The organism is Desulfotruncus alcoholivorax DSM 16058 (genome assembly GCF_000430885.1).
Lineage (GTDB): Bacteria > Bacillota > Desulfotomaculia > Desulfotomaculales > Desulfallaceae > Desulfotruncus > Desulfotruncus alcoholivorax.
This window is the reverse complement of record NZ_AUMW01000051.1, coordinates 1-6082: the sequence shown is the minus strand read 5'-3', so window position 1 is coordinate 6082 and position 6082 is coordinate 1. Positions and strand designations below refer to the sequence as shown.

6 protein-coding genes and 1 pseudogene are annotated in these 6082 nt (G+C 41.7%); 1 reads left to right on the top strand and 6 read right to left on the bottom strand.

The features are described from left to right. Positions 1 to 328: 328 nt before the first annotated feature. From H569_RS20830 to H569_RS0116755, 5 genes and pseudogenes are all read right to left on the bottom strand, one after another. Positions 329 to 613 (bottom strand): annotated as a pseudogene (locus tag H569_RS20830) (terminase TerL endonuclease subunit); the annotation flags it as partial. A 574-nt stretch (positions 614 to 1187) separates the two neighbouring features. Then, positions 1188 to 1757, bottom strand: coding sequence for a reverse transcriptase domain-containing protein (locus tag H569_RS23740; protein WP_407638100.1), 570 nt, complete (start codon positions 1755 to 1757; stop codon positions 1188 to 1190). Further along, entirely contained in the window at positions 1754 to 2443 is a 690-nt protein-coding gene (locus H569_RS21505; RefSeq protein ID WP_051273725.1) for a copper amine oxidase N-terminal domain-containing protein, read from the bottom strand. The genes H569_RS23740 and H569_RS21505 overlap by 4 nt, the downstream gene beginning before the upstream one ends. A gap of 169 nt (positions 2444 to 2612) precedes the next feature. Further along, a complete protein-coding gene (locus tag H569_RS0116760; protein WP_027365927.1) occupies positions 2613 to 3152 on the bottom strand; it encodes a hypothetical protein in 540 nt (179 codons plus the stop codon). 5 nt (positions 3153 to 3157) lie between these two features. After that, positions 3158 to 3361, bottom strand: a complete 204-nt coding sequence (locus tag H569_RS0116755) for a hypothetical protein (RefSeq protein ID WP_027365926.1) — start codon at positions 3359 to 3361, stop codon at positions 3158 to 3160. A 368-nt stretch (positions 3362 to 3729) separates the two neighbouring features. Here H569_RS0116755 and H569_RS0116750 point away from each other — a divergent pair, with 368 nt between their 5' ends. Next, positions 3730 to 5454, top strand: coding sequence for an IS1634 family transposase (locus H569_RS0116750; protein WP_027365925.1), 1725 nt, complete (start codon positions 3730 to 3732; stop codon positions 5452 to 5454). A 276-nt stretch (positions 5455 to 5730) separates the two neighbouring features. Here the strand turns inward: H569_RS0116750 and H569_RS20815 are convergent. Further along, positions 5731 to 6082, bottom strand: a 352-nt coding sequence (locus H569_RS20815; protein ID WP_034631162.1) for a P-loop NTPase family protein, incomplete at its 5' end; no start/stop codon positions are given.

Genomic DNA, 6082 nt, shown 5'->3' with positions numbered 1-6082 from the left:
ATTTCGCCAGTCCCAAAGAGCACAAATCTCTTTGGATAGTCGAGTGCGCAGCCAAGAGGGGTTAGCGTCCATTAGTTCTTTAATGAACTGGATGTCTTCAGCAGTTATTTGCCGTTCTTGGGTATTCAATATTTCGTTCATGGAAGAATTTTAGCATAATAACGTTAAGAAGACCAGCATTGTCCTATTAAGTATACATTAGCAATCTATAGGTAATTGCTCTATTTAGGAATATATCGAACTACAAAGGTGATAATGGACCAAGAAGGAGTTGCTTGGTTTCCTTGCACCAAAAGTGCGGAAGAACCCTTTTTTAATTGACAAAAGCATTTCCGGCGGGATCAGTGCGGATAAAAATATTATCCATCATCCAGCGCAGAACCGGCTGACCGCCATGGGCGATTTTTTATTCCAGGGTCAGCTTCATCAGTTCCTTGGCAGGCGGGGACATATCCTTGAAACCCTGGCCAAACGGTACCACCGTAAAACCAAGCCCTTCTAAGTTCTGAGTCATCTGAACCGCTCCCCAGCGGTCAAAGGCAATTTCGCGAATATTGTACTGGATGCCCAGCTCCTCAATAAAGCTTTCAATGAATCCGTAATGTACCACATTTGGGATAACCGCGGGTTAGTGGTAAGAGGCTCCAGCATACTCCCTACCGCCAGGCAAAATGTGGCTGGCCTTTGAGGTAATTCCCACGGGTCCCGCCCACACCTTGCTGCCCAGAAGTAACGTGGGTGGTTAGGCGGCCTGTGTGTGTCGTCCGCACACCGGGCCAAATTTTGAGGTTTAACTTTTTGGTCTGGCCCGGAGTGCAGCCAGTTTATGGGGTCATAGCTTTCGGGCTATTCTCTTGGGTCCTTAAAAGGAAGGCCGGGAAGTGCTCCCAGGATGAAAGCCTGCATTTTGGGTCGGGCACACCTCCCGGCCTCATCTATGTAGTATTACCAATTGGATATGTTTACGATTCATAATAATCTTTGGCAACATAACCATTGTCGAGTAGAAGTGCATCTCTATAACTTTAGAAGCAGGTTTGTTTTCACCGTTTCTCCCCGTTTCCTCTGGGAGTGCCACAATATTTGCTCCATGGTTAAATTGAACACACAACCCTCACAGATCCGTGCTTGCGCTATTCACGCACACGGCTCCTCACTTCGAGATTTGCACTTATGCCTATGCACTACTAAGCCGAAAATATATTGAAATAAATTCTCGGTTTGGGTAGCGGTTTAACTTTGAGCAACAATAGAAACTTTTCCCAGGTATAGCTGTTTCGCTGACTTCTGCGATTGATCCACTTGAATAGTAGTTTTGTTATCTCATACCAATACCGATGTATCATTGGGTCATTATCTGTGATGCCATAGTACCTGTAGTATCCTACGAGTTTAGGTTTTATTTGTTCCAGCAGTATACTTACAGGAGTAGTACGGTTAGCTTTTATCCACTGCTTCATTCTGTATAAGGCTCCTTGGTACTTCTTCCTGCTTGTTTTCCGCTTTACTCTGAACTTACCGTTTTGACTTACACCACAGTAGTGGGTAAAACCAAGAAAGTCGAATGTTTCTGGCTTATTCTCTCCTCGTTTCTTGACGTTCCGAGCGGCAAACAGACCAAATTCGATAATCTTGCTCTTTTCCGGTGCTATGTTCAGATTGAACTTTTCTAACCTTTTGATAAGCTCGTAGTAGAAGCGTTTAGCCTCATGCTCATATTGAAAACAGCAGACAAAATCATCAGCGTACCTAACTATGTGAGCACTACCTTTATTTTGTTATCTTTTTCAATAAGTAGGGTTCTTACTTCATTTTGTGTATGTCCATAGATATTGCCTATTTTTAAAAGAATCGAATCACCACTAACCTTCAAGTCCAATACAGCGGTTTCATCACTCAGTTTAATCCCATGCATCTCTTCAATCTGGTTTGCCGTTACCGTTTGGACTTTATTTAGTCCCCACTGTTTTAGTATTTGACCACCGGCTCCCGGATAATCCGATGGGTTTAAAGTCGTTCCCTGGAACGAAGAAGCGTTCTCGTACTCTGCCTTATAGTCCACCGGCTGCACCATATCGTCAGTAATATATACAGCAGAGTTTTTCCACTCCACTTTCGCGCCCAGTGCCTCACTTACAAACCGAAGGGGCACCATTGTACGGCTGCCTTTGATTACTGCCTCGGCGTCTAAGGTTTCGGTCTTACCGTTAACGGTAGCTTTTCTTTGCCCGACTATCAGAGAGATATTTGTTCTCCGCGTTTTTTTTACAGTTACGGTGTTGCTATCAATATAAGGTGGCACATCAGGTTTGATTTCGGTACCATTTACAAACAGCTTAATCGTTTGAGAAGCCTGTGCGTTGGCATGGGTTATATACGGTAGGTTGATGGTCAATAAGGCAAGGACCAGGATAAGGCCCATAAATGCTAATAGTTTACGCAATGCTTGTTACACCTCCATGAAAATTTTGGCTTTAATTATTAGACGCACGAACAGCTGTTTTGGTTCCCGTTATCACCCCCTGGTAAATAAAAACACCAGGCTAATGCCCGGCTAGATATTTTTAATTGATTTTGAAAGCTGGTAAAAAAACCATTTTGGCTCAAATCATTTACTTTTCTAATTTTGGAAAGATATCAGCTCTCATGCTTATGGGACTTTTCTCGTCTTTTGGTCTTCTTCCTTTTTTATTTACTACGAAACCCAATTCTTCTTGATAATAAGATACTTTTTGGGGATAAGCATCTAAAGTGAGAAACCTCACCCCCACTGTTTCTTCGTTAAGTTCGTAAGCAAGTGACTTGACATATTCCACTAGAAATTTACCGAACTTTAAATTTCTGTATTTTGCCGATCTGCCTAATCTAGCAACCTTAATAGCCGGAACTTTTGCATATGGTATACCGACAGTTTCTCTTTCTTCTTGGCTTAAAGTAATTGCGTCGCAACATATTGAACATGCAGCTGCAAGGGTCCTCTCATAATAAAGTAAAATGGTTGTATTCATGCCCATCTCTTGCTCCGTAAAAGCTTCCTCCCGGAAAAACCTATTCATTTCCAGATCTTCACAATCAAAATTGGTTAGATCGACAAGTTCATTCTCTGTCAACCTAACCAATTCGATTTTATCAATATCAAATTTGAAGTCCATATTTTTTAACGAAGACCCTTCTTTTTAATTCGCGCAAAGAAAATTTTTCTTTCCTCTGCAGCTTTTTTTTCATCCTTGGTGGGCTTTCTTTTTATTTGTTCAAGGACCTCTATAGCATCTTTACCATACAACGTTGGTGTTGGTTGAAGCTGAGTGGCCATCTTTCTTTCACCTCTCTTAGTATCGGTGTCCTTTTTCTGGTTATCCATTAAAACACTCTCCCAATAAATACTTTCCAAAAAGTATGCCCGATTGTTTGAGTGTATAACTAGATATTAAAAGGACTCAAGCATTTAGTTACAATACCTAATTTTAATATTTTAGGTATTCTATTGAGTTTAATTTAACATGAGACTAACCTTGGGTCAAGAATACTTTACTCTTGGATACCCCCTATTCTATTAGAGAGGAGGTCATACCTACTACTCTCGTCTTTTCGGAAGCATTGAAAAAAGAATGTGAGCCAAAAAACAAAAGAAGCCAAGGCCTGCGGGCTTAATTTTTTTGTCAAGGTTTAGCGAATATGTTTTGTGTAAATATGTGTAATAAGATAGAATAGCTTAAAGGGGCTACGCATATGTATCTACGAAAAACCTACTCGAAGAAGACAGGCAGGACATATTTGTCCATAGTACAGGGATACCGGAACAAGGAAGGAAAGTCAAAACAAAAAACGGTTCAAAAGGTTGGCTATCTTGACGAATTAAAAAAGGAATATGACGACCCCATTGCCCACTTCACAGCAGTCGCGGCGGCAATGGATAAGGAGCGCCAGGCAGCAAAGAGCGTGACCATCACCATTGACATGACCAGCCAAGTTGACCGCAATAACGCAAACCGCAAAAATTACGGGTATATCATTTTCAGTAAGATTTATCACGAACTAGAAATAGATATATTCCTCAAAAATGCACGCAGGCACGAAAACTTCATTTTCAACACAGACGCAATTATGCGCCTGCTTGTATACACAAGACTTTTATACCCAGGCTCAAAAAGAGCGTCGGTGCTAAACAAAAAACATTTTTTTGACAATTTTAAGTTCTCGCTTGACGATGTCTATGACGCACTTACGCATTTTGACAAGGTTTCTGGCGCATTGCAGCAGCATCTTCACGAAATGGTTACAGCGCACTATGGACGAGATACTGACCTTGTCTACTATGATGTCACAAACTATTACTTCGAAATAGACAGACAGGACGATCTGCGAAAGAAAGGGCCATCGAAAGAACATAGGAAAGACCCTATTGTCCAAATGGGGCTGCTTCTTGACAAGCTCGGTCTGCCTATATCATATAAACTGTTCCCCGGAAACACGCACGATTCACAAACGCTTATGCCAGTCCTGACAGAAGTGAAGAAAAAATTCAGCATACGGCGGATAATAACAGTCGCGGACAAAGGCCTTAATAGCGGGGACAATATAGCTTACAGCACTGTACTTGGGGATGGGTATATTTACAGCAAAAGCGTCAGGGGCGCAAGCGAAAATTTCAAGCAGTGGGTGCTTGACGAAACAGGGTACCGGCATCTCACGGACAGTTATAAGTTAAAGTCCAAACTTGTCCCTGATGCAGAAATCAATGTGACGATGAAGCAAATCGGGAAGAAAAAAATCAAAAAGAAAGAAACCGTAGAACAGAAATGGATTGTATTCTACAGTGAAAAATATGCCGCTAGGGCAAAGCATAAACGGGAAGAAGCAATTGCCAAGGCAGTCAGGATGATAGAAAACCCTGCAAAATACCGGCGTACATTTGACTACGGTGCCGCCGGATATATTGAAAATCTCAAAATCGACAAAGAAACTGGGGAAATAATGAACACAGAAGAGACCCTTGTGCTTGACACCAGAAAGATTGAGGACGAGGAAAAATATGACGGGTATTATGCCATCGTGACCAGCGAGCTTGACGATGCAGATGAACATATCATTGAAATGTACAGGGGGCTATGGCGCATAGAAGAATCGTTCAAAGTAACTAAGAGCGTCCTCGGTACAAGGCCGGTATATCTTCGTACCAATGAACATATCAATGCCCATTTCCTCATCTGCTTTATCGCCCTTTTGATTGCAAGAATCGTTGAAATGAGACTCGGCGGCAAATATACTATATCCAAGATAACAGAAACTCTGCAGAATGTAGCATGCAGTCACCTGGATCAAAATTTATGGTTGTTTGATTTTGCCGACGAGGTCACGGATGAGTGCAATGCTGTTTTCGGTACGGATTTTGGCAGAAAAGTCATGACACTTCAAGAAATCAAAAAAAATTTCGGGAAAACAAAAAGACACTAAAATTACACTACAACTCCTCGCAAAATAATAAGTCCGCAAGTCCTTGTATTTACATGGCTTGCGGACTATTTGGTTATTTTTGGCTCCCGAAAACAAGTTTAACATGAGACTAACCTTGGGTCAAGAATACTTTACTCTTGGATACCCCCTATTCTATTAGAGAGGAGGCCATACCTACTACTCTCTCATTTTTCTTTGTTCCGGCAAACTGACATCCTCTCACGGGTTTACCCGTGGGAGGATGTCAGTAGCCAAGCCCACCACCTTTCAACCAGCTTATGCCAATTCTTTAACCACTAATTCCTCAAATGCCTGCTTTATTTCCTGGTCGAACAAAACAGCCGGTATACCAACCTTAATGCTTTCAAAAACGGAACGCGGTTTACTTGGTATAGTACAGGATACCTTCATACCAGTTGCTTTTTCAGCATCGTCAGCTGGGAGCTTATCGCTTTCGATTATTTGGTTAGCCACAATAACGCATTTATCGAAATCAAAGTCATCCGGGAGATTATCAATTTCTCTCTGAATGCGTAATAAATGACTGAAATCCGGGTCATTTACAATCACTGGCATACCAGCTACGTTGATTAATGTTTTTATTGTCGGGGCATTAAAGTCGCCAAAG